Source organism: Leifsonia sp. L25 (assembly GCF_050632895.1).
The window spans coordinates 372749-393382 of sequence record NZ_JBODRZ010000002.1; the positions used below are offsets into that span (position 1 = coordinate 372749).

The window sequence follows — 20634 nt, forward strand, 5'->3', positions numbered from 1 at the left end:
CGTCCTGCGAGGCTGAGGAGGTCCTGCGAGGCTGAGGCGAGCCTGCGCGGCGCGGCTAGACCGCCCGCGCCACCGCGCGCCCGGCCTGCCGCCCGGAGAACAGGCAGCCGCCGAGGAATGTCCCCTCCAGCGCCCGGTACCCGTGCACCCCGCCGCCGCCGAAGCCGCTCGCCTCGCCCGCCGCATACAGCCCCGGCACCGGCGCGCCGTCGATGCCGAGGACGCGGCCGTCGAGGTCCGTCTCGATGCCGCCGAGGCTCTTGCGGGTGAGGACGTGCAGCTTCACGGCGATCATCGGGCCGGCCTTCGGATCGGTGAGCCTGTGCGGCGACGCCACGCGGATGAGCTTGTCGCCCCGGTAGGCGCGCGCGCCTCGGACCGCGGCGAGCTGGAGGTCCTTGCCGAACGGGTTGTCGAGCTGCCGGTCGCGCTCCCGCACATGTCGGGCGACCAGGTCGGTGTCGAGCGGGACCTCCGACAGGCGCTGCATCCCGGCGAGGAGCTCGTCCAGGGTGTCAGCCACGACGAAGTCGGCGCCCTTCTCCTTGAAGGCCTCCACCGGTCCGGGCGCGCCGGGGCCGACGCGCTTGGCGAGCAGGCCGACGTCCTTGCCGGTCAGATCTGGGTTCTGTTCGCTGCCCGACAGCGCGAACTCCTTCTCGATGATCTTCTGCGTGAGGATGAACCAGGAGTAGTCGGAGCCCGTCACGCGGAGGTGCTCCAGCGTCCCGAGGGTGTCGAACCCCGGGAACAGCGGGGCGGGCAGCCGTTCGCCGCGCGCGTCCAGCCAGAGCGACGACGGCCCGGGCAGGATGCGGATGCCGTGCCGCTGCCAGACCGGGTCCCAGTTCTGGATGCCTTCGGTGTAGTGCCACATCCGGTCGCCGTTGATGAGGTGGGCGCCCGCCGTCTCGGCGATGCCGAGCATTCGGCCGTCGACGTGTGCGGGGACGCCGGAGAGCATGAAGTCCGGGGGAGTGCCGAGCCGTTCCGGCCACGCCGCGCGCACCAGGTCGTGGTTGCCGCCGATCCCGCCGCTGGCGACCACGACCGCGGGCGCGCGCAGTTCGAAGTCCGCGATCCGTTCCCGGTTGCTCGCGGCGCCGCGCGCGGCGGAGTCGGGCTTGAGAACCGCGCCGCGGACGCCCACGACCCGGCCGTCCTCCACGATCAGCTCGTCCACCCGGTGGCGGTGCAGGAGTCGCGCCTTCCCCGTCACGGCGGCGGCCTGCACCTGGCGGAGGAACGGCTCCAGCACGCCGGGGCCGGTGCCCCAGGTGATGTGGAAGCGCGGCACCGAGTTGCCGTGGCCTCCCGCAGTACCGTCGCCGCGCTCCGCCCAGCCGACGACCGGGAAGAACCGGACGCCCTTCTGGTGCAGCCACGCGCGCTTCTCGCCTGCGGCGAACTGGAGGTAGGCCTCGGCCCAGCGCTTCGGCCAGTGGTCCTCCGCCCGGTCGAAGCCGGCGCTGCCGAACCAGTCCTGCCGGGCGAGCGCGAGCGAGTCGGTGACGCCCATGCGGCGCTGCTCGGGGGAGTCGACGAGGAAGAGGCCGCCGAACGACCAGAACGCCTGACCGCCGAGGGAGGCCGCCGGCTCCTGGTCGAGGATCGTCACGGTCCTGCCCGCGTCCAGCAGCTCGCACGCCGCGACCAGCCCGGCGAGTCCGGCTCCCACGACGAGGCAGTCGGGTTCAGGGGTCATGGCGTGGCTCCTTCGGCACGGCGGGGAGGCGAGGGGCTACTCCTCGAATGTGTTGACCATAGCGAACGCGGCGCGCTCCAGGTAGCTCCAGAGGGTCTCGTCCTGCAGCGGCGGGAGCCCCAGCTCGTCGACCGCGACGCGCATGTGGGCGAGCCAGCGGTCGCGTGCGTCGGGGTTGACCTTGAAGGGGTTGTGCCGCATCCGGAGGCGGGGGTGGCCGCGCTCCTGGCTGTAGGTGGTCGGGCCGCCCCAGTACTGCTCGAGGAACCCGGTCAGCCGTTCCTTGGCAGGGCCGAGGTCCTCCTCCGGGTACATCGGGCGCAGCACCGGGTCGTCGGCGACGCCGCGGTAGAAGGTGTCCACGAGGCGCACGAACGTCGCGTGGCCGCCGACCTGCTCGAAGAAGGACGGGCCGAGCGGCGGCTCGGCGGGGAGGGTCGTCATGTCACTCTGCTTCTTCCGCGGGAGGCTGGTCGGCAGCCGGAGGTTTCGGCGTGCGGGGCTTGGCGGCGGGCTTCGCCGAGGTGGTGGCGCCGTCGGCCAGGGTGGTGGCGCCGTCGGCCGGGGTGGTGGGCGTCGTCGGCTTCGCCGCATCCGATCGCGGCGTGGCCGGCTTCGCAGGCGTGGCCGGCTTCGCAGGCGCGGCGTCCGGCTTCGTCTCGATCGCCGGCCGGATGCGGATGGCGCCGGGGTCCGGCGCCCGCGTCGCGGTGCGCTTCGCCGCCGCCCGCGCCTTGCGCCCGGTGAGCGGCCGGTCCGGCACGACGGGCGTCGGCCGGGTACGCGGCGGCTTGGCGCCGTTGACGCTCCCCGCGCCGTCGAAGCCGGAGAGCACGACGGCCGAGAGCGACGGCAGGGTGACGCCGAGTTCGTCGGTGGCCTGCTTGAGGCGCAGCCGCAGCTCGCGGGAGACATCGTCCTTCGCAGTGGTGCGGGTCTTCAGCACGATCCGGATCACGATCGCTTCGGCGGAGATCGACTCCAGCCCCCACAGCTCCGGCTTGTCGAGGATGCGCGAGCGCCACTTGGGGCTGGTCGCGAGCGCGGTCGCCGCCTCCATCATCTTCGCCTGCACCGCCTCGATGTCGGTGTCGTACGGCACCGCGACGTCCACGATCACGCGCGACCAGCCCTGCGACATGTTGCCGACGCGCAGGATCTCGCCGTTGCGGACGAACCAGAGGGTGCCGTTGACGTCGCGCACCTGGGTGATCCGGATGCCTACGGCCTCCACGACGCCGGTCGCCGGTCCCAGGTCGACGACATCGCCGACGCCGAGCTGGTCCTCCATGACCATGAAGAGGCCGTTGAGGACGTCCTTGACGATGTTCTGAGCACCGAAACCGAGGCCGGCGCCGATCGCGGCGGTGAGGAGGGCGAAGGACGTCAGCGCGTCCGGCGCGAACACCTGGATGACCAGGATGATCGTGACGATGCCGATCGTGACGTTGACGATGTTGCTCAGCACCGACCCGAGCGTCCGGGTGCGCTGGACGACACGCACTGCCGCGAGGGGCGATGCCACCAGCGCCTGGGTGTCGGTGACGCTCTGGCCCTTCTTGACCCCGCTGACGATCTGGCGCACGACGCGACGGATCACCACGCGCAGGATCCAGGCCAGGAGGATCGCGCCGAGGACGATGCCGGCCGCGTGCGCGAGGTTCCAGCCGGCGTCCACCATCCACGAGCCGAACGAGGTCCAGAAGTCCGCTTTCAGAATGCTCATCGCACGGAATCCTACCGACGGCTCCCTTGGCGTCGTCTGGAATCCGCGGCGCGGCTCAGCTCTCGACCAGCCCGTTCTCGTAGGCGAAGATCACCGCGTGCACCCGGTCGCGGAGCTGCAGCTTCGCGAGGACGCGGCCGACGTGCGTCTTGACCGTCGACTCGGTGAGGAAGAACTTCGCGCCGATCTCGCCGTTCGTCAGGCCGTCGGCCATCGCGAGGAGGATCTCGCGCTCGCGCGGCGTGAGGACCGCGGTCGGGTCGGCCGCTGCGGCTCCGGAGGCGCCGCTCGCGGGAAGCCGGTCGGCGAACAGCTCCAGCATGGAGCGGGTCACGCGGCCGGTGACAGCCGCGTCGCCCGCGGAGACCGCACGGATGGCCGCGGTCAGCTCGGCCGGGCGGGCGTCCTTGAGCAGGAAGCCGCTGGCGCCGGCGCGCAGACCGCCGAAGGCGTACTCGTCCAGGTCGAACGTGGTGAGGATGATGATGCGCGCATCCGGGTTCGCTGTGACGATGCGCCGGGTCGCCTCGATGCCGTCGAGGTTCGGCATCCGCACATCCATGAGGATCACGTCGGGCCGGGTCTCCACGGCGAGCCGGACCGCCTCGGCGCCGTCGGCCGCTTCACCGACCACGTGGATGTCGGGCTCGGTCTCCAGCACCATCCGGAAGCCCAGCCGGACGAGCGCCTGGTCGTCGACGAGCAGGATGCGCAGCGTCGGCTGCGCGGAGCCGGGGTCGGTCATTCGGGTCTCCTGGTCGGGTCGGCGCCCGTGCTGGGCTCGGTAGCAGTCGCGGTGGCGGTGGCGGTGGTGGCGGTCGGCGCCGGGCCGGAGGTCGGATCAGACGCGGCCGCGTCGGCGGCGGCCGGCGGCACGGTCGTGAACTCCGCGACGAGCCGCCACCCGCCGCCGCGCCGGGGTCCGGCCTCCAACGTGCCACCGTAGAGCGCGACGCGCTCGCGCAGCCCGAGCAGGCCGCTGCCCGAGCCCGGCACGGACTCGGTGTGCACCGTGGCGTCGTCGTCGACGGTGATGCGGATCACCCGCTCGCCGAACTCGATCGTCACGGCGACCGTGGTCGCGAGCGAGGCGTGACGGAGAGCGTTGGTGAGCGCTTCCTGAACGACCCGGAAGACCGTGAGCTGTTGCCCGACGTCAGTGGGCGGCGTGCCGGTGACGGTGATCCGCACCGGGAGGCCGGCCGCGCGGAAACGTTCGACCAGCTCGCGCAGGTCGGCGAGCCCGGGCTGCGGAGCGTGCGCCGCGGCATCCTCGTCGCCCGCGCGCAGCACCCCGAGCAGGCGGCGCATGTCGCCGAGAGCGCCCCGCCCGGTCTCCGCGACCAGCCGCATCGTCTCGGCCGAACGTTCCGGCGCCGTGCCGACGAGTCCGGCCGAGCCGTCGGCGAGGGCGATCATCACCGTCAGGCTGTGCGAGACGATGTCGTGCAGCTCCCGCGCCACGCGGCTGCGCTCGGCCGCGGTGGCGATCTCCGCCTGCTGATCGCGCTCTCGGGCGAGCTGGCGGGCACGGTCGATGAGCGCGTTCAAGTACCGCCGCCGGTTGCCGACGTTGCTGCCCATCAGCACCGCGACGATGCAGAACGCGAGCGCGGCGAAGCCGGACGGCACCGCCTGCGTCGAGAGCGGGGCGAAGTCCGGCACCTCCGACACGATGGTCGCGATGGTGAGGGAGACGACGGTCACGACCGCCGTGATGCCGTAGCCGATCCACGCGGAACGCACCGTGCGGTAGACCGCGAGCGCGTAGAGCGCGAACACCGCGGGCACGAAGTCGAGGTTGCGGCCGAGGAACACGCTGACGAGGAGGACGACGATCGCGACACCGAAGACCGCCCGTGGGTGCAGCCGCCGGGCGAACAGCGCAGCGCCGGCGACGACCACGAGGAGGAGCTGGATCGCGGAGGCCAGGCTCGGATTCCGCACCATGTGGACGATGCCCTCGGCGAGCGCCGGCACCAGGTAGACGCCCGCGACGACGGCGTCCACCACGAGCGGGTGGGCGCCGAAGTAGCGCCGCACCGCCCCGGGCGGCCTCGGGAGTTCGAGGTCGGCCGGGGCGGCGTCGGCTGGGGTCGTCGTGGCTGTCACGCGTCCCGTCGCTGCAGCAGAATCGCTCCGACGATGAACGAGACGGCGGTCCAGATCACGACGGTGAGGATGTTCTGCCAGGGCTCCTGGGTGCCGTTGGCCAGGCCGGCCATCCCGGCTCCCGACGCGCTGAGCAGGTAGTGCGACCAGTCGGCGATCCAGGTCTGCTTGGGCAGCAGCGCCTGCAGGAGCTCCGAGATGATCGGCAGCAGGAAGAGCACGCCGAGCGCCGTCGCGATGCCGCCCGCGCTGGCCTTCAGGATCGCTCCGACACCGAGAGCGAAGACGGCGACCAGCCCGAGGTAGGCGGCGGCGCCGAGGATCGACCACATCGTGGTGTCGGAGAACAGGTCGCCCTTGTAGCCCTTCGCTGTCAGCAGCGGCACGGCGATCGACCAGGAGGCTGCGAAGCTCACCAGACCGACGACGAACGAGACGAGGAAGAGCATGATCGCCTTCGCGGCGAACACGGGGAACCGGTGCGGCACGGCGGCGAACGACGAACGGATCATCCCGGTGGAGAACTCGCCGCTGATGGCGAGCACGCCGAGCACCGCGACGACGAGCGGCGCGAAGGTCAGCCCGGCCGTCGCAGCTCTCGTCGTGAAGTTCGTGAGCGCAGTCGCGGGCGCGCGCGCTCCGAGCGTGGAGGCGTCCGGCACCACGGCCGACAGCAGCGCGGCGAGGCCGACGATGAGGACGAGCACGCCCACCAGCGTCCAGAACGTCGACCGCAGCGAACGCAGCTTGATCCACTCCGAGCGCAGCACGCGCACGAAGCTCAGCCGGCCGACCTCGGCGTGGGCGTACCCGGTGACGGGTGCGGTTGCGGTGCTCATGAGGCGACCTCCGAGTGGTATTCGACCTCGTCCTGCGTGAGTTCGAGGTAGGCCTCCTCGAGAGAGGCGCTGAGCGGGGTGAGTTCGTGGAGCGCGATGCCCGCGCCGGCCGCGGCGTCGCCGATCTGCGCGGCGCTGAGCCCGGTGACCTCGATGAGCTGGGCCTCCACGCCGGTGATCGTGACGTCGCCGCCCTGGATCGCGCCTGCGAGCCGCTCGACCTCCGGCGTGCGGACCCGGACCGCGCTGCGCGTGGCGCCCGCGAGGATCTGGTCCACCGGGGCGTCGGCGAGGATGCGGCCGCGGCCGAGCACGATGATGTGGTCGGCGGTCTGCGACATCTCGCTCATCAGGTGCGAGGAGAGGAAGACCGTGCGGCCCTGCCCGGCGAGGTGGCGCGCGAACTGGCGCACCCAGAGCACGCCCTCCGGGTCGAGCCCGTTGACCGGCTCGTCCAGGATGAGCGTCGCCGGGTCGCCGAGCATGGCGGCGGCGATGCCGAGCCGCTGGCCCATGCCGAGCGAGAACCCGCCGACGCGCTTGCTCGCGACGGACTCCAGGCCGGTGAGGCCGATGACCTCGTGCACACGGCGCTTGGAGATGCCGTGGGTGGCGGCCATCGCCAGGAGGTGGTTGTAGGCGGTGCGTCCGGTGTGGACGGCCTTCGCGTCCAGCAGCGCGCCGACCTCGCCGAGCGGCGACCGCAGCTCGGCGTAGCGCTTGCCGTTGATGGTCGCGGTGCCGTGCGTCGGCCGGTCCAGCCCCATGATCATGCGCATGGTGGTGGACTTGCCCGCGCCGTTGGGCCCGAGGAAGCCGGTGACTTTGCCCGGCTGGATGGTCGCCGAGATGTCGTCGACAGCGGTCTTGCCGCCGAACCTCTTGGTGAGGCGTTCGAGTTGGATCATGGCTCCGAGAGTAGGGCTGCGGAGGGGCTGCCGTCATCGAACCGGGGTACGACCTGCGTGTCGCGGGCGTCGGGCGAGGGCATGAGGGGGAGTCAGTGTACGTGATATGCATTAGGCGCAATGGGTTGATGTGTCGTCGTGTCCGCACCTAGGTTGGCGAGGGACGACGTCGTCGACCGATTGGAAGACCATGCAACACCGCACGAAGATCGCCATCGCCGCTGCCGCGACGGGAGCGCTGACCCTGGGACTCTGTACGCCCGCCTACGCCGAAGAGGAGGCGAGTGACGTCATGGACGCGCTTGCATCGGTGAGCGACGGGGCGGGGAGCTCACCCTCAGACACGTCGGATGTGCTCAGTCACGTCGCGGACGTCCCCACGACGGAGAACGGCGAGTTCGCGATCCCGACCGATCCCCGCGACGACCTGACACTCGCCGTCGAGCATGTCGGCATCGAGATCTCGATCGGCCTGCCGTTCGCCGGGCGCGCGGAACGCGCCACGGTGGAGGCGGACGGGATCGTCTCCTACGACAACCGCAACGGCACGACGACGGTGCCTGTGGTCAAGGACGACGGGAGCGTCCAGATCACCACGGTCATCGATAACGCCTCCGCCCCGTCGCGCTTCGACTACACGATCGCGCTTCCCGCGGGCGGCTGCCTGGAGCAGCTGGACGGCGGGATGGTCGTCATCCGGGACGCCGAAGGCGGGTTCCAGGGCGGAGTGCTTCCCGCGTGGGCCAAGGACACCGACGGCGAGGACATGCCAACGCACTTCGTGGTCGACAGCGGGGTGCTGACCCAGGTGGTCGAGCATGACGCGTCGACCGCGTATCCGGTGGTGGCCGATCCGGAGGTGGGTGGCGGGCTGCTGGCCGGCTACTGGATGAATCGGCCGGGCCACAACGGCTACAAGGGCGCAAGCGTCTGGTCCACCCATCTTTCGGCGTGGGGTGCCGCCGTCTACACCCAGGGCCTCGTCGGAATCGAGATCGTGAAGAACCAGGGCTGGACCGAGTGGCGCAACTTCCCGCCCACTCCGGTGAGCGCGACGATCGAACAGCAGTACAAGTGCCACGCCCAGTTCGGCTACGCCGTGTGGCTGTCCGGGGTGTGGTGGGACTTCGAGACGGCGCGCCCCTCCAATCCGAACTGGCTGTGGAACCCCCAAAAATGCAACTGGGTCTAAGAGTGTCCAGGCTTAATCGCAAACGAGCGACGGTAGCCGCAGGCCTGGGCACCATGTGCGTCCTGGTCCTCGCCTCATGCACATATTTGGACCCGCGCGCCACGATTGATTTGCGGGAGAACATCGATTCGGCGGTCTACCTCCTCCCGCCGCTCGAGCGACCCGTCGACGTGACCGATGAAGTGTGCCCGAGCCGCTTCGGGTGCGAGAAGGCAGCCCAGTCGGAGCGGGTGCGCATCATGAAGTTCAGCAGCTACCCCAAGGCGCAGGTCGAGACGTACAAGCTGGCCAGATCGGGATTCCGATCCGACCGGCTCGTGATCGAATTCCTCGATCCGTCCGTCACCGACGAGGAGTGGAGGTTGGTCACCTCCACGCTTGATGGAACGTCAACCGCTTCACCGGACTGACGGCAACGAAACGGGGAGCCGGCACCAGCCGGACTCCCCGTTTCCGTCTCAGCGACCGCTTACGCCCGCGCGTCCCGCTCCTGCGCCGCGAGCGCCCGCTCGACGCCCGCGAGGTTCTCGACCACGAGCCGGCGCAGCGCGGCCGGCTCCGGGTTCGCGTCCAGCCATGCCCGCGTCGCGTCGCGGAGCTCGGCGTTCGCGAGCGGCGCCGGGTACATGCCCGCGACGAGGTATTCCGCGATCTTGTACGTGCGCGACGCCCAGACGTCCTGCAGCGCCGCGAAGTACGGCGCGACGAACGAGGCGAGCACCTCCTTGTCAGCAGCGCGCTGGAAGCCCAGCCCCGTGAAACGGACGATCGTGTTCGGCAGCGCGTCGGAGCCGAACACCGAGTCCCACGCCGCCTGCTTGCCCGTGAGGGTCGGGATGGAGGCGCGGGCCTGGGCGGCGAACTGCGCGCCGTTGGCGGTGTTGTCGGCGGCAAGGGCGGCGTCCACCTCGGCGTCGCCTGCGGCTCCGCCGGCGACGAGCGCGATGAGGAGCTCCCATGCCAGGTCGGTGTCCACGGTCAGCCCCGGGAGGGTCACCGTTCCGTCGCGCAAGGCGGCGATGTTCGCGAGCTGCTCCGGGGTGGAGGCCAGCGCCGCGAAGAACTTCACGAACTGGAACTGGGCGTCGCTGCCGGCCTCGGCCTGCTGCGCGAGCTCCCAGAGCCTGGTCGCCGCGTCCTCGCTCGTCTGCTTCTGACGCTCGGGCGCGACGTAGCTGCCGGCCGCGAGGACGAGCTGGTTGAGCGTGGTCCGCAGCGTGGTCGACTCCGTCTCGGACGCGATGTTGCCGAGCACGAGGCGCACGTAGTCGCTCGCCGGCGTCTCGGCGTCGCGGGTGGCGTCCCAGACAGCGCCCCAGACCAGCGAGCGGGCGAGCGGGCTCTCGATCGAGGACAGGTGCTCGAGCGCCACGCGGTGCGACTCATCGTCCAGACGGATCTTCGCATAGGCGAGGTCGTCGTCGTTGAGCAGGATGAGCGCGGGGCGCTTCTGCCCGACCAGTTCGGCGACCTCGGTCCGCTCTCCGTCGACGTCCAGCTCGACGCGCGAGGTGCGGACCAGGCGGCCCTCCACCAGGTCGTAGAAGCCGACCGCGAGGCGGTGCGGGCGGATGGTGGGGTAGTCAGCGGCGGCGGTCTGGAGGATCGCGAAGGCGGTGATCGTGCCGTCGGCGTCGACCGTCAGCTCCGGGCGGAGGGTGTTGACGCCCGCCGTCTCCAGCCATTTCTTGGACCATCCGGTGAGGTCGCGGCCGCTGGTGGCCTCGAGCTCGACCAGGAGGTCGGTGAGCTCGGTGTTGCCGTGCTGGTGCTTCTTGAAGTACTGCGCGACGCCGGCGAGGAAGTCCTCCTGGCCGACCCACGCGACGAGCTGCTTGAGCACGGACGCGCCCTTGGCGTAGGTGATGCCGTCGAAGTTGACCTGGACGTCCTCCAGGTCGTTGATCGTGGCGACGATCGGGTGGGTGGACGGGAGCTGGTCCTGGCGGTACGCCCAGCTCTTCTCCATCGCGGCGAAGGTCGTCCAGGCCTCGGTCCACTCGGTGGCCTCGGCCGTGGCGAGCGTGGAGGCGTACTCGGCGAACGACTCGTTCAGCCACAGGTCGTTCCACCACTTCATGGTGACCAGGTCGCCGAACCACATGTGCGCGAGCTCGTGCAGGATCGTGACGACCCGGCGCTCCTTGATCGCGTCGGTGACCTTCGAACGGAAGACGTACGTCTCGGTGAAGGTCACCGCGCCGGCGTTCTCCATCGCGCCCGCGTTGAACTCGGGCACGAAGAGCTGGTCGTACTTCTCGAACGGGTACGCGTAGTCGAACTTCTCTTCGTAGAACGCGAAGCCCTCGCGGGTCTTCTCGAAGATGTAGTCGGCGTCGAGGTACTCGGCGAGGCTCTTGCGCGCGTACACGCCGAGCGGGATGGTGCGGCCGTCGCGGCTGGTCAGCTCGCTGTGGACCGACTCGTACGGGCCGGCGACGAGCGCCGTGATGTAGGAGGAGATGACGGGAGTGGCGGCGAACGACCAGGTCTTGGCGCCCTCGCCGGCCTCCGCGGGCTCCGGGGTGGGGGAGTTGCTCACGACCGCCCAGTGCGCGGGAGCCGTGACGGTGAACGTGAACTCGGCCTTGAGGTCGGGCTGCTCGAACACCGTGAACATGCGCCGGGAGTCCGGCACCTCGAACTGCGAGTACAGGTAGACCTCACCGTCGACCGGGTCGAGGAAGCGGTGCAGGCCCTCACCGGTGTTGGTGTAGATCGCGTCGGCGTCGACGGTCAGCGTGTTCTCCGCCTGGAGGCCGTCGAGCTGGATGCGCACGCCGTCCGAGACCTCTGCGGGGTCCAGTTCGACGCCGTTCAGCACGACAGAGTGGACGGTGCGCGTGATCGCGTCGATGAACGTCGACGCGCCCTCCGTGGCGGAGAAGCGCACGGTCGTCGTGCTGCGGAAGGTCTCCGGCCCGGTCGTCAGGTCGAGGGCGACGTCGTAGCTGTGGGTGCGGACGAGCGACGCGCGCTCCTGGGCTTCGATGCGGGTGAGGTTTTCTCCGGGCAACGCTGACTCCTTGAAAAGCGGGATCTGGGTGTGGATCGTGTCCACCGGATCCACCTTACTGACGCGGCGACGGCGGCGTCGGCGGCCTTCCCTAGACTGTTCGCATGCGCATCCACATCGCCACCGATCACGCCGGTCTCGAGTTCAGCACGCACCTGCAGTCGCACCTCACCGGGGCCGGGCACGAGGTCGTCGACCACGGTCCGACGGAGTACGACCCGATCGACGATTACCCGGCGTTCTGCATCAACGCGGCAAAGGCGGTCGTCCGCGACCAGCAGGCCGGCGTGGAGGCGCTGGGCGTGGTGTTCGGCGGGTCCGGCAACGGCGAGCAGATCGCCGCCAACAAGGTCCTCGGCGTCCGCGCCGCGCTGGTGTGGAACGAGAGCACCGCCGAGCTCGCCCGCCAGCACAACGACGCCAACGTGATCTCGATCGGAGCCCGCCAGCACACCGTCGAGGAGGCCACCCGCTTCATCGATCTCTTCATCGCCACACCGTTCTCGCTGGAGGAGCGTCACGTCCGGCGCATCGCGCAGCTCGCGGAATACGAGGCCACCGGCGACATCGCGGGCAAGAACGTGGACCGCTGATGCCCGAGGGCCACTCCGTCCACCGGATCGCCAAGCAGTTCGCGGTCAACTTCGTCGGGCACCGCGTCGCGGTGTCGTCCCCGCAGGGCCGCTTCGCGGACGACGCGAAGCGCATCGACGGGCGCACCATGATCGCCGCGAAGGCGGTGGGCAAGCAGATGTTCCTGGAGTTCGACAACGAGCTCTGGCTGCGCGTCCACCTCGGCATCTACGGCGCCTGGGACTTCGCCGGCGACATCAGTGTCGATCCGACCATCGCGAGCGCGAACGGGCGGATGGGCCAAACGCAGCAGAAGGGCACGGCCGGCCAGGAGGGCGCCGTCTTCGACGAGGCGGGCGAGAACTCGCTTCACTCCATCGGGGCGCCCCGCCGCACCCGGCTCCGCATGTCGGAGTCCGAGAAGGTGGAGGCCGATATCGACGTCTTCCCGCCGGAGCCGATCGGCCAGGTGCGCGTGCGGTTGCTCACGGACACCGCCGTCGCCGACCTCCGCGGCCCGACCGCGTGCGAGGTGCTGGACCCCGCCGAGGTGGACGCCGTGATCGCCAAGCTCGGCCCCGACCCGCAGCTGGACGACGGCCCGGAGGCCGAGGAGGCCTTCGTCGCGAAGGTCCGCAAGAAGCCGACCTCCATCGCCCTGCTGCTGATGGACCAGAGCGTCGTGAGCGGCATCGGCAACGTGTACCGCGCCGAACTGCTCTTCCGCGCCCGCCAGAACCCGCACACCCCGGGCAAGCTCGTCCCGGAGGACACCGTCCGGGAGCTCTGGCGAGACTGGGTGCACCTGCTGAGGATCGGCGTCGAGACCGGTCAGATGATGACGATGGACGACCTGGACGAGGAGTCGTACCGCAAGGCGATGGCCAAGCGCGAGGATCGGCACTGGGTCTACAAGCGCGAGGGCCTGCCCTGCCGGGTCTGCGGCACGCACATCGTGATGGAGGAGCTGGGCGGCCGCAAGCTGTACTGGTGCCCCAAGGACCAGAAGTAAGGAGCGCTTCGTGCGTCAGAACCCCAGCTTCACCCTCGCCGACCGGACGGAGATCGAGCGGATCATCCGCGAGAACCCGTGGGGCACGTTCGTGAGCAACGCCTCCACCGGGCTGGTCGCCTCGCACTACCCGGTCATCCTCGACGACTCCCGCGAGGAGCTCAGCATCGTGAGCCACGTCGGGCGTCCAGACGAGCAGCTCCACGAATTGGGCGAGCATGAGCTGCTGGTGATCTTCCAGGGTCCGCACGGGTACATCTCCTCGTCCTGGTACGACGCCGACCCGGCCGTGCCGACCTGGAACTTCGTCGCCGTGCACCTGTCCGGGGTGCCGGAGCTGTTGAGCCCGGAGGAGAATCTCCGGGTGCTCGAGAAGCTGGTGGACCACTTCGAGCGCGAGTTGCCGAACCCACGGCAGATGCGCGGGACGCTGGAGGACGAGCGCTACGCCGAGCGCATCTCGTCCGGCACGGTCGGTGTGCGGTTGACGCCGACGAAAATCGTCGCCAAGCAGAAGATGAGCCAGAACCGTCCCGACCACATCGTGGACTCGATCATGACCGAACTCGGCGGCAGCTCGCCGTACGCGAGCCCGGCGCTGCTGCGTGAGATGCAGCTGGTGCACGACCGCCGCCGCGCGGCGCGATGACGTTCGTCCTGGCGGACGCGCGGCTGCCCGGGTCGGATCGCCGCGTGGACGTCACGGTCCGTGACGGCCGCATCGCGTCCATCCATCCGGCGGGGGTTCCCGGCGGGCTGAGCCGGGAGCGCATCCCGCTCGACGGGCGCTGGCTCATCCCGGGGCTGTGGGACCAGCACGTGCACTTCACCCAGTGGGCGCAGACCGCGCGCCGCCTGAACGTGTCGGGCGCGTCGTCGGCTGCCGACGCGGCCGCCCTCGTGCGCCGGCGCGCCGAGGCGGATCCCGGGGCGGACGTGCTGGTCGGCTTCGGCTTCCATGACGCCCTGTGGCCCGACCTCCCGACCCGCGAGCTCCTCGACACCGCGGCGGGGGACTGGCCGGTGGTGCTGATCGCGGGAGACCTGCACTGCTCGTGGTTGAACACCGCGGCGTTCGAACGGTTCGCGCCGAGCGCGGAGGGCGCGCTGCTGCGCGAGGACGAGAGCTTCGCCCTGACGAGCAGGCTCACACCGTCCGACGACGCGACGCTCGACCGGTGGGCGGCGGAGACCGCCCAGCAGGCGGCCGCGCGCGGCGTAGTCGGGATCGTGGACCTGGAGTACGGCTGGAACCTGGAGGTCTGGACCCGCCGGTTCGCCGCGGGGTTCCGTGGGCTGCGCGTCGAGTTCGGCGTCTACCGCGACCGGATCGCCGACGCGGTCGGCCTGGGACTGCGCACCGGTCGCGCCGTGGACGGGACGGACGGCCTCCTCTCGATGGGCCCCTTCAAGGTGATCTCGGACGGCTCGCTGAACACCCGCACGGCGCTCTGCCTGTACCCGTACCCGAACGGCGGCCACGGCGTCGCCAACCTGACAGCCGACGAGCTGCTGGCGGACTTGCGGTTCGCGGCCGGGAACGGCATCGAGCCCGCCGTGCACGCGATCGGCGACGAGGCGAACCGGCTGGCGCTGGACGCTTTCGGGGCGCTCGGCTCGGGAGGCCGCATCGAGCATGCGCAGCTCATCGACCCGGCCGACATCCCTCGCTTCGCCGCGCTCGGGGTGACGGCGAGCGTCCAGCCCGAGCACGCGATGGACGACCGCGATGTCGCCGACCGGCTCTGGGCCGGCCGCACCGGCGACGCGTTCCCGCTCGCGTCGTTGCTCGCCTCCGGCGCACGGCTCGCTTTCGGCTCCGACGCCCCCGTCGCCCCACTCGACCCGTGGGCGGCGATCGCGTCCGCGGTCGGCCGTACGCGCGACGGCCGGGAGCCCTGGCATCCCGAGCAGCGCATCCCGGTGGCGGCGGCTCTGGCCGCGTCGACCCGGACCCGCGTCGCCGTCGGCGAGGCCGCCGACCTCGCCGTCGTGGAGGCCGACCCGCTCGCGGCGTCGCCGGACGAGCTGCGCGGCATGCCGGTCGCCGCGACCCTGCTGGCCGGGCGTTTCACGCACGACGCGCTCGTCTGACGGGACGGGAGGGGGATAACCCCCGCACGGTTCGGGAGGGTCGCGGGATGGGGGCGCGTCGGTCCGGTCGCGAGGCTGGTGGCATGAGCGAACACAGCACCGTCCCGTTGCCCGCGGGCAACCTCCCCGACCCGGCCGCCGCGTCTGCCAGGGTGGACACCGTGACCGCCTCCACCGTCGCCCCGGACGCCGCCGCCCGCACCTCGTACGGGTCGCTGTGGCGCGGGGTCCCGCGCGAGCTCGGCTTCCTGCTGCTGACCATGCCGATCGCGATCATCGGGCTGTCTGTGCTGTCGTCGCTGTTCTGGACCGGACTCGGCACCATCGTGATCTATGTCGGCTTCTTCATCGTCGTGGCCGCGTTCTACACGGCCCGCGGGTTCGGTGTGGTCGAGCTGACCCGGCTGGACTGGGCGGGGAGGCCGGCCATCCCGCGCCCCGTGTGGGAGCCCGCCGACAAGCCGCGCACGTTCTGGCGCTTCCTCTTCGGACCCTGGGCGAGTGGCCACTACTGGCTGTACGTGCTGCACGGGATGATCATCAACCCGATCGTCAGCGTCATCACCTGGAGCATCACCATCGCCTGGACGTCGGTGGCGCTGGGTGGCCTGACCGGCTGGATCTGGCTCGGCTTCATCCCGAACGGGAGCCGGGGCTTCTTCCTGTCCCGCGTGGTGGCGGACGCCGTGTTCGGCATCCACTCGACTTTCGACCCGGTCGCCGGGGACCGCATCCTTTACCTGATCGCTGGCATCCTGTTCGCCGCGACGTTGCCGTTCGTCAGCCGCGCGCTCACCCTGCTGCACCACGCCGTCGCCCGCGGCCTGCTCGGCGCGTGGCCGTCGGAGGCCCTGCAGCGCGAGGTCGCGGATCTGTCGGCCCAGCGCGGGGCGGCCGTCGCCGCCGAGGACCACTCGCTGCGCCGCCTGGAGCGGGACCTGCACGACGGCCCGCAGCAGCGTCTCATCCGGTTGCAGATGGACATCGCCGCCGCCGAGCGCAAGCTGTCCGACGACCCGCAGGCGGCCGCGTCGCTGCTCGCCGACGCCCGGAAGCAGGCCGGCGACACGCTGGAGGAGCTGCGCGCCCTGTCGCGCGGCTTCGCCCCGCCGATCCTTCAGGACCGCGGTCTGGGCGCGGCGGTCGACTCGCTGGCCGTGCGCAGCACCGTCCCGCTGACGGTGGAGTCGACGCTGCAGCCGGGGGAGCGGTTCAGCCCCGAGGTGGAGCGCAACGCCTACTACGTGCTGGCCGAGCTGGCCGCGAATCTGGCGAAGCACTCCGGCGCGACCGCCGGCCGGCTGGTGCTGGAGACGACCGTCGACAGCGCGGGTGCCCCGTGGCTGGCGGTGTGGCTGACGGACAACGGCCCTGGCGGGGCGGTAATCGTGCCCGCGCACGGGTTGAGCGGGCTGGCGGAGCGGGTGCACGGGCTCCGGGGCGAGCTGGTGGTCGACAGCCCCGAGGGCGGACCGTCGGTGATCGGGGCGCGGCTGCCGCTGGCGTAGAGCCCGGCCGCGCGCCCTCTGCGGCTCTAGGGTGGAGGGGTGCCTGGAACCGCGCCCCTCCGTGTCGTCGTCGCCGACGACTCCGTGCTCCTCCGCGAGGGCCTGATCCGCCTGTTCGACGAGGCCGGCTTCGAGACCGTGGGAGCGTTCGGCGACGCGGACGCGCTGCTCGCCGCCCTCCCGGCCCTCGCGCCCGACGTCGCGGTGCTGGACGTCCGGATGCCGCCCACCTTCCGCGACGAAGGAGTCCGCGCCGCCCTCGCGCTACGGGCATCGTTCCCGTCGGTGGGCGTGCTGTTGCTCAGCCAGTACGTGGAGGGCACCTACGCCCAGGAATTGCTGGCGAGCGGCCGCGGCGGAACTGGCTACCTCCTGAAAGACCGGATCGCGTCCCTGGACGAACTCCGCGACGCGGTGACCCGCGTCGCCGCTGGCGGCACAGTGCTCGACCCGGAGGTGGTGCGCGAGCTGCTGGTGCGGCGCACGGACCCGCTGGGCGCCTTGACGCCCCGCGAGCGCGACGTGCTCACCCTGATGGCGGAGGGCCGAACGAACGCAGCGATCGCCTCCCGGCTGGTCATCGGTGTCGGCGCGGTGGAGAAGAACGTGACGTCGATCTTCCAGAAGCTGGGGTTGGAAGACTCGGGGGACGACCACCGGCGCGTGCTGGCGGTGCTGGCGTATTTGCAGCGGTGAGGGCGGTCCTCACTTGTACCAGACCGCGACCCCGCCATGGTGCGAGCACGTGCCCTGGTGGTGGGCCGAGTAGGAGAGCGTCCCATCGTTGCACTTCGCTGTCGGGCCACCCGGTGGAACGGCCTGTTCGGAGCCGGAGCTTGAACCCGAGCCGGTGTCGGCCGGCGGCGCGGGCGCCGGCGGCGCGGGCGGCGCGGGCGGGCTGAGGATCAGCTTGACCGACGACCCGGCGCGCAACGACGTTCCGGCCGGCGGATCCTGACCGACGACGGACCAGCCCTGCTGGCTCGTCAGGGCCTGACCCGAGGTGTCCGCGAACGACACCTGCAGCCCCTGCTGCGTGAGCTCGGCCGTCGCCTGGTCCGAGGTCTCGCCGACATGGCTGGCGGTCACCACCGGCGCGCGGAGAATCAGCTTGACCCAGGAGCCTTCGGGCACCGAAGCGCCGGCCGGTGGGTCCTGCCCGACGACGAACCAGCCCTGCTGGCTCGTCAAGACCTGACCCGAGGTGTCCGCGAACGACACCAGCAGCCCCTGCTCCGTGAGCTCGGCGAGCGCCTGCTCCGAGGTCTCGCCGACATGGTTCGCGGTCACTACCGGCGGCGGCGTGGGAGTGGCGCTCGGGGTGGGAGTGCTCGTCGCGGCGGCGTCCGAGGCCGCCGAGGGGTTCTGGCCCGCGGGAGCATCGCCCGCCGAGCACGCCGTCACTCCACCCAGGACCAGCAGGAGCGCCACGGCTCCGGTCGTCAGCCCATTCCATCGTCTCTTCGCGTGCGTCATCGCAAGCATCCCCTCGACCCGGGAAGGCTAACGCCGGCAAACATGAGAGTGCCTCACCCAAAATGGGGGCCAGGAGATGACGGGGGAGAAACGGAGGGGATGACGGGAATCGAACCCGCGTAATCAGTTTGGAAGACTGAGGCTCTACCATTGAGCTACATCCCCGAAGGCCGTCCTCTGCGGACGACCGTCGACCATCGTAGTACACGCGGGGGGACGCCCGCGTGCAGTAGACTTGCGCACGGTCTTTCGCACCGCTTGTAGCCGGGGCGTAGCTCAGCTTGGCTAGAGCGCCCGCTTTGGGAGCGGGAGGTCGCAGGTTCGAATCCTGTCGCCCCGACGAGGACCTCGTTCCTTGCGAGTAGACCATCGTTCGAACATTCAGGAGAACCCAGCCATCGTGAAGACCACGGTCGAGAAGCTCAGCCCCACGCGCACCAAGCTCACCATCTCGGTGACGCCGGAGGAACTGCAGCCGTCCATCAAGCACGCCTACGAGCACATCGCCGAGCAGGTGAACATCCCCGGCTTCCGCAAGGGCAAGGTGCCGCCGCCCATCATCGATCAGCGGGTCGGCAAGGCCGCCGTCCTGGAGCACGCGGTCAACGAGGGGCTCGACTCCTTCTACCGCCAGGCGGTCGAAGAGAACGACGTGCGTCCGCTCGGCCGTCCGGAGGCGGACATCACCGAGTGGCCCAGCGAGAGCGACTTCTCGGGTGACCTTCTGCTCACCATCGAGGTCGACACCCGTCCCGAGGTCACCCTCCCCGACTTCAGCGACATCACCCTCACCGTCGACGCCGCCGAGGTGTCCGTCGACGACGTCGAGGAGGAGCTGGACCGCCTGCGCAGCCGCTTCGGCACGCTCGTGACCGTCGACCGCCCGGCCAAGTCCGGCGACTTCGCCCAGATCGACCTGACCGCCGTCATCGGCGACGAGGAGGTCGACACCGCCGCGAACATCTCCTACGAGATCGGCTCCGGCGAGCTCATCGAGGGCATCGACGAGGCGCTCGACACACTCACCGCCGGCGAGACCACCACCTTCGAGGCGCCGCTCATGGGCGGCGACCACGAGGGCGAGAACGCGCAGATCACCGTCACCCTCAACGCCGTCAAGGAGCGCGAGCTCCCGGAGGCCGACGACGACTTCGCGCAGATCGCCAGCGAATTCGACACCATCGGCGAGCTGCGCACCAGCCTGCGCAGCCAGGTCGAGCGGGCCAAGGCGTTCGGTCAGGGCACTGCCGCGCGCGACCAGCTCGTCGACAAGCTCCTCGAGCTGGTCGAGATCCCGGTCCCCGCCTCGCTGGTCGAGGACGAGGTGCACCGCCACCTCGAGCAGGAGAACCGTCTCGAGGACGACGAGCACCGCGCCGAGGTCACCGAGTCGAGCGAGAAGACCTTCCGCACGCAGATCCTCCTCGACGAGGTCGCGCAGGCGGAGAACGTCAAGGTCAGCCAGGACGAGCTCACCCAGTACCTCGTGCAGGGCGCCGCCCAGTACGGCATGGACCCGAACGAGTTCGTCAAGATCCTCAGCGAGAACGGCCAGATCCCGTCGATGGTCGGCGAGGTCGCCCGCAACAAGGCGCTCGCGATCATCCTCGGCAAGACCGAGGTCGTCGACACCAACGGCAAGAAGGTCGACCTCACCGAGTTCGTCGCCCTCCCCGAGGACGAGGCGGACGAGACCGCCGCCGACGACGCCGCTCCCGAGGCTCCGGCCGAGGAGCCGGCCGCCGAGGAGAAGCCGAAGAAGCGCGCCGCCAAGAAGAAGGCCGAGTAACACTTCTCTCTGACGCGAAGGCCGGGCATCCCACAGGATGCCCGGCCTTCGCGCGTCCCGCGCGCAGCAGCGGTCCGCGAGAGGGGACGCACACGCCGTCTGGCACGATGGATAACGACGTGTTGCGACCCCTCTGCGGAACAGTGGCGGTGGACAGGGAAGGGAACGGCGATGGACGACTGGCGGCAGCGGGTGGACGCGGTCTGGGCCGCGGCGGACGAGCTGGGGGAGCAGGACACGGTGGAGGCGATCGACGCACTCGTCGCCGAGCGCCCGGCCGACGATCCGGCGGCGCTGTTCGAGGCGGCCGGCGCCCGTGACTTCGCGGGGCGCGAAGCCGAGGCCGAGCCCCTCTACCGGGCTGCCCTCGCCGGCGGCCTCGCCGAGCCGGAGCGCGGGCAGGCGATCGTGCAGCTCGCCAGCACGCTGCGCAACCTCGACCGGCCGGCGGAGGCGCTGGAACTGCTGCGCGACTTCCTCGCGGCCGAGCCCGATCACCGCCTGGCCGGCGCAGCGCACGCGTTCGCCGCGCTGGCGCTGTTCGACGACGGCCTGCATGCCGACGCGCTGCGGGAGGCGCTCGGCGCACTCGTGCCGCACCTGCCCCAGTACCGGGCAGCGGTGGAGGCGTACAGCGCCGCGCTGGACGACGACTGACGCGCAGGACCGCCCGGGCCACGTCAC

The 20634-nt window shown here is 70.8% G+C and carries 19 protein-coding genes and 2 tRNA genes; 11 read left to right on the forward strand and 10 right to left on the reverse strand.

The window, feature by feature from the left end; all coding sequences use genetic code 11:
- Positions 1-55: 55 nt before the first annotated feature.
- The 7 genes from ACRAWC_RS02695 to ACRAWC_RS02725 are packed head-to-tail and all read right to left on the reverse strand — an operon-like array spanning position 56 to position 7290.
- Positions 56-1705, reverse strand: coding sequence for an FAD-binding dehydrogenase (locus ACRAWC_RS02695; protein ID WP_431346366.1), 1650 nt, complete (start codon positions 1703-1705; stop codon positions 56-58).
- A gap of 36 nt (positions 1706-1741) precedes the next feature.
- A complete protein-coding gene (locus ACRAWC_RS02700; protein ID WP_431346367.1) occupies positions 1742-2149 on the reverse strand; it encodes a globin in 408 nt (135 codons plus the stop codon).
- 1 nt (position 2150) lies between these two features.
- Positions 2151-3431, reverse strand: a complete 1281-nt coding sequence (locus ACRAWC_RS02705) for a mechanosensitive ion channel domain-containing protein (protein WP_431346368.1) — start codon at positions 3429-3431, stop codon at positions 2151-2153.
- A gap of 55 nt (positions 3432-3486) precedes the next feature.
- Positions 3487-4176, reverse strand: a complete 690-nt coding sequence (locus tag ACRAWC_RS02710; protein WP_431346369.1) for a response regulator — start codon at positions 4174-4176, stop codon at positions 3487-3489.
- Positions 4173-5543 (reverse strand): sensor histidine kinase, encoded by a 1371-nt coding sequence (locus tag ACRAWC_RS02715; RefSeq protein WP_431346370.1) that lies wholly within the window; start codon positions 5541-5543, stop codon positions 4173-4175. The genes ACRAWC_RS02710 and ACRAWC_RS02715 overlap by 4 nt, the downstream gene beginning before the upstream one ends.
- Positions 5540-6382 carry an ABC transporter permease subunit gene (locus ACRAWC_RS02720; protein WP_431346371.1) on the reverse strand — a complete coding sequence of 281 codons (843 nt, stop codon included), beginning with the start codon at positions 6380-6382 and terminating at the stop codon, positions 5540-5542. Before ACRAWC_RS02720 ends, ACRAWC_RS02715 begins: the two co-directional genes overlap by 4 nt.
- Complete coding sequence (locus ACRAWC_RS02725) at positions 6379-7290, reverse strand: ATP-binding cassette domain-containing protein (RefSeq protein WP_431346372.1); 912 nt, start codon at positions 7288-7290, stop codon at positions 6379-6381. The genes ACRAWC_RS02720 and ACRAWC_RS02725 overlap by 4 nt, the downstream gene beginning before the upstream one ends.
- Positions 7291-7480: 190 nt before the next feature.
- Here ACRAWC_RS02725 and ACRAWC_RS02730 point away from each other — a divergent pair, with 190 nt between their 5' ends.
- Positions 7481-8482 carry a hypothetical protein gene (locus tag ACRAWC_RS02730; protein WP_431346373.1) on the forward strand — a complete coding sequence of 334 codons (1002 nt, stop codon included), beginning with the start codon at positions 7481-7483 and terminating at the stop codon, positions 8480-8482.
- Between the two features lie 86 nt (positions 8483-8568).
- A complete protein-coding gene (locus ACRAWC_RS02735; RefSeq protein ID WP_431346374.1) occupies positions 8569-8892 on the forward strand; it encodes a hypothetical protein in 324 nt (107 codons plus the stop codon).
- A 59-nt stretch (positions 8893-8951) separates the two neighbouring features.
- On the opposite strand, the gene pepN is transcribed toward ACRAWC_RS02735, so the two are convergent.
- Entirely contained in the window at positions 8952-11498 is a 2547-nt protein-coding gene (gene pepN / locus ACRAWC_RS02740) for an aminopeptidase N (RefSeq protein ID WP_431346572.1), read from the reverse strand.
- Positions 11499-11602: 104 nt separating this feature from the next.
- On the opposite strand from pepN, the gene ACRAWC_RS02745 reads away from it, so the two are divergent.
- From ACRAWC_RS02745 to ACRAWC_RS02770, 6 genes are all read left to right on the forward strand, one after another.
- A complete protein-coding gene (locus ACRAWC_RS02745) occupies positions 11603-12091 on the forward strand; it encodes a ribose-5-phosphate isomerase (RefSeq protein ID WP_431346375.1) in 489 nt (162 codons plus the stop codon).
- Positions 12091-13083, forward strand: coding sequence for an Fpg/Nei family DNA glycosylase (locus ACRAWC_RS02750; protein ID WP_431346376.1), 993 nt, complete (start codon positions 12091-12093; stop codon positions 13081-13083). The genes ACRAWC_RS02745 and ACRAWC_RS02750 overlap by 1 nt, the downstream gene beginning before the upstream one ends.
- Before the next feature lie 10 nt (positions 13084-13093).
- A complete protein-coding gene (locus tag ACRAWC_RS02755; protein ID WP_431346377.1) occupies positions 13094-13732 on the forward strand; it encodes an FMN-binding negative transcriptional regulator in 639 nt (212 codons plus the stop codon).
- Entirely contained in the window at positions 13729-15177 is a 1449-nt protein-coding gene (locus tag ACRAWC_RS02760; protein WP_431346378.1) for an amidohydrolase, read from the forward strand. The genes ACRAWC_RS02755 and ACRAWC_RS02760 overlap by 4 nt, the downstream gene beginning before the upstream one ends.
- A gap of 83 nt (positions 15178-15260) precedes the next feature.
- On the forward strand, positions 15261-16685 hold the full coding sequence (locus ACRAWC_RS02765) for a sensor histidine kinase (RefSeq protein ID WP_431346379.1): 1425 nt from the start codon (positions 15261-15263) through the stop codon (positions 16683-16685).
- A gap of 39 nt (positions 16686-16724) precedes the next feature.
- The gene (locus tag ACRAWC_RS02770; protein ID WP_431346380.1) at positions 16725-17381 is read left to right on the forward strand and encodes a response regulator transcription factor; all 657 of its coding nucleotides are present in this window, start codon (positions 16725-16727) and stop codon (positions 17379-17381) included.
- 9 nt (positions 17382-17390) lie between these two features.
- Here the strand turns inward: ACRAWC_RS02770 and ACRAWC_RS02775 are convergent, their stop codons facing one another.
- On the reverse strand, positions 17391-18161 hold the full coding sequence (locus ACRAWC_RS02775; RefSeq protein WP_431346381.1) for a PASTA domain-containing protein: 771 nt from the start codon (positions 18159-18161) through the stop codon (positions 17391-17393).
- A gap of 94 nt (positions 18162-18255) precedes the next feature.
- Positions 18256-18326, reverse strand: a tRNA-Gly gene (locus ACRAWC_RS02780).
- A gap of 100 nt (positions 18327-18426) precedes the next feature.
- Between ACRAWC_RS02780 and ACRAWC_RS02785 the strand changes: the two genes are divergently transcribed.
- The 3 genes from ACRAWC_RS02785 (at position 18427) to ACRAWC_RS02795 (ending at position 20607) form a co-directional block, all read left to right on the forward strand.
- Positions 18427-18501 (forward strand) — tRNA-Pro (locus tag ACRAWC_RS02785).
- A 60-nt stretch (positions 18502-18561) separates the two neighbouring features.
- Entirely contained in the window at positions 18562-19950 is a 1389-nt protein-coding gene (gene tig / locus ACRAWC_RS02790) for a trigger factor (protein ID WP_431346382.1), read from the forward strand.
- Positions 19951-20121: 171 nt separating this feature from the next.
- The gene (locus tag ACRAWC_RS02795; protein WP_431346383.1) at positions 20122-20607 is read left to right on the forward strand and encodes a tetratricopeptide repeat protein; all 486 of its coding nucleotides are present in this window, start codon (positions 20122-20124) and stop codon (positions 20605-20607) included.
- Positions 20608-20634 lie beyond the last annotated feature (27 nt).

Excerpts from the sequence above, each read along its gene's own strand:
- ACRAWC_RS02695 (WP_431346366.1), bottom strand. The coding sequence starts at position 1,705 with ATGACCCCTGAACCCGACTGCCTCGTCGTGGGAGCCGGACTCGCCGGG.
- ACRAWC_RS02700 (WP_431346367.1), bottom strand. The coding sequence starts at position 2,149 with ATGACGACCCTCCCCGCCGAGCCGCCGCTCGGCCCGTCCTTCTTCGAG.
- ACRAWC_RS02705 (WP_431346368.1), bottom strand. The coding sequence starts at position 3,431 with ATGAGCATTCTGAAAGCGGACTTCTGGACCTCGTTCGGCTCGTGGATG.
- ACRAWC_RS02710 (WP_431346369.1), bottom strand. The coding sequence starts at position 4,176 with ATGACCGACCCCGGCTCCGCGCAGCCGACGCTGCGCATCCTGCTCGTC.
- ACRAWC_RS02720 (WP_431346371.1), bottom strand. The coding sequence starts at position 6,382 with ATGAGCACCGCAACCGCACCCGTCACCGGGTACGCCCACGCCGAGGTC.
- ACRAWC_RS02725 (WP_431346372.1), bottom strand. The coding sequence starts at position 7,290 with ATGATCCAACTCGAACGCCTCACCAAGAGGTTCGGCGGCAAGACCGCT.
- ACRAWC_RS02730 (WP_431346373.1), top strand. The coding sequence starts at position 7,481 with ATGCAACACCGCACGAAGATCGCCATCGCCGCTGCCGCGACGGGAGCG.
- ACRAWC_RS02745 (WP_431346375.1), top strand. The coding sequence starts at position 11,603 with ATGCGCATCCACATCGCCACCGATCACGCCGGTCTCGAGTTCAGCACG.
- ACRAWC_RS02750 (WP_431346376.1), top strand. The coding sequence starts at position 12,091 with ATGCCCGAGGGCCACTCCGTCCACCGGATCGCCAAGCAGTTCGCGGTC.
- ACRAWC_RS02760 (WP_431346378.1), top strand. The coding sequence starts at position 13,729 with ATGACGTTCGTCCTGGCGGACGCGCGGCTGCCCGGGTCGGATCGCCGC.
- ACRAWC_RS02765 (WP_431346379.1), top strand. The coding sequence starts at position 15,261 with ATGAGCGAACACAGCACCGTCCCGTTGCCCGCGGGCAACCTCCCCGAC.
- ACRAWC_RS02775 (WP_431346381.1), bottom strand. The coding sequence starts at position 18,161 with ATGACGCACGCGAAGAGACGATGGAATGGGCTGACGACCGGAGCCGTG.
- ACRAWC_RS02795 (WP_431346383.1), top strand. The coding sequence starts at position 20,122 with ATGGACGACTGGCGGCAGCGGGTGGACGCGGTCTGGGCCGCGGCGGAC.